This is a genomic window from Arhodomonas sp. KWT, assembly GCF_010993615.1.
In genome coordinates this window covers 1,836-3,230 of the sequence record NZ_WNXE01000236.1, presented here as the reverse complement: position 1 = coordinate 3,230, position 1,395 = coordinate 1,836, and the positions used below count along the sequence as shown (strand labels likewise).

General features: G+C 69.4%; 2 protein-coding genes. One reads left to right on the top strand and one right to left on the bottom strand.

Going from position 1 to position 1,395, the window contains the following annotated elements:
- Window positions 1–86: 86 nt before the first annotated feature.
- Entirely contained in the window at window positions 87–488 is a 402-nt protein-coding gene (locus tag G7A99_RS17190; protein WP_163142421.1) for a putative zinc-binding protein, read from the bottom strand.
- 77 nt (window positions 489–565) lie between these two features.
- Between G7A99_RS17190 and G7A99_RS17185 the strand changes: the two genes are divergently transcribed.
- Window positions 566–1,318 (top strand): helix-turn-helix domain-containing protein, encoded by a 753-nt coding sequence (locus tag G7A99_RS17185; protein WP_018718909.1) that lies wholly within the window; start codon window positions 566–568, stop codon window positions 1,316–1,318.
- The last annotated feature ends 77 nt before the right edge of the window (window positions 1,319–1,395 follow it).

The window sequence follows — 1,395 nt, the reverse complement described above, 5'->3', positions numbered from 1 at the left end:
TGGAATGCATGTTGACCACGATGCTTCGTTCGGCCCGGCCGGGGCGCCCCGGTTACGGGCGGTGTCCCGGCCGGCCTTGCGCGGGGTCAGCCGCGAACCGCGGAGGCATCCGTTGCTGGCGCGAACAGGCCCGCGCCGGTGGCCTCGGCCTCGACGCGCTGGCGCACCTCGGCAACCGTCTCCTCGCCGTAGTCCTCGCGGTAGCGCTTGCGCAGGTCGTGATCCGTCAGCGTCGTGTGGTAGTCGGCGGTGACGCCGACGCCCTCGAGGCAGTGGCGGACACAGGCCAGAGGGCAGCCGTCGATGGCGATGACGGGCCGGCCGCTGCGGGCCCGGCGCACCAGTGAGCGCACACCGCCGCCGACACCGGCAATGCAGGACATCTCCGCGCGGCCGTCGCGGTCCATGGCCACGGCGACACGGTTTGCGAGCTGGGCGACATTGGAGCAGCCGGAGCAGGCGTAGACTAGCGGTCGGGACTCGGTCATGACGGGCTCCTGTTATTGCACTCGGGAAAATACATGTATATTTAATGCAGGTTAATGATCGATCAGGAGGGTAAGCCATGTCGACCGACGCGCCGTCACAGGCCCTTGACCGCGGGGACACAATACCGGTGCTGCAGGGCTGCACCGACTGTGACCTCTACCGCGTGTGCTTCCCGGAGGGGTTGCGCAATCCCGTCGGCGAGCCGGACACCCCGATGGTGCACCAACGCGTGACCCTGCCGGCGCGTCAGGCGCTTCGCTGGCGGCCGGGACGTTGCCTCGGGGTGTTGCGCTCCGGGGCGGTCAAGCGCTCGCGCTACACGGCGACCGGCGAGGAGGTCATCGCCGGCTTCACCCTGCCGGGCGAGCCGATCGGGCTCGATGCCGGTGAACGCATGGCCCCGGACGAGCGGCTGGTGACGCTCGAGCGCAGCCGCGTCTGCGAGCTCCCGTGGGAGACCGTGGAAGAGGCTATGGCGGCGGATCCGCGCGTCCGGCAGGCGGTCAACCGACTGCTGCGTGAGGAGCTCAGCACGGCAAGGGAGCGCCTGCTCGGCGCCTGCCGGGGCTCGGCGCGGCAGCGCGTTGCCGGGTTCCTCCTGGACATGGCCGAGCGCCGCTGCCGCCGCGGCTTCGACGGCATGCGCCTGCGCCTGGCGATGGGGCGGCGGGAGATCGCGGCTTATCTGAACATCACCCTGGAGACCGTCAGCCGCACCGTCTCGCAGCTCGGGCGCGAGGGCATCATCGGCGTCGACGGTCGGCGCATCACGCTGCGCAACGCGCTGTCCCTTGCCTATATCGCGGACGGTGTGGAGATGCCCGCCTAACCGGGCGGTAGAGTCCGTCTCTGCGCGCTGTGCACAAAAAGCAGTGTCATTGACTCCGGTCAATTCCTGACCTGAAA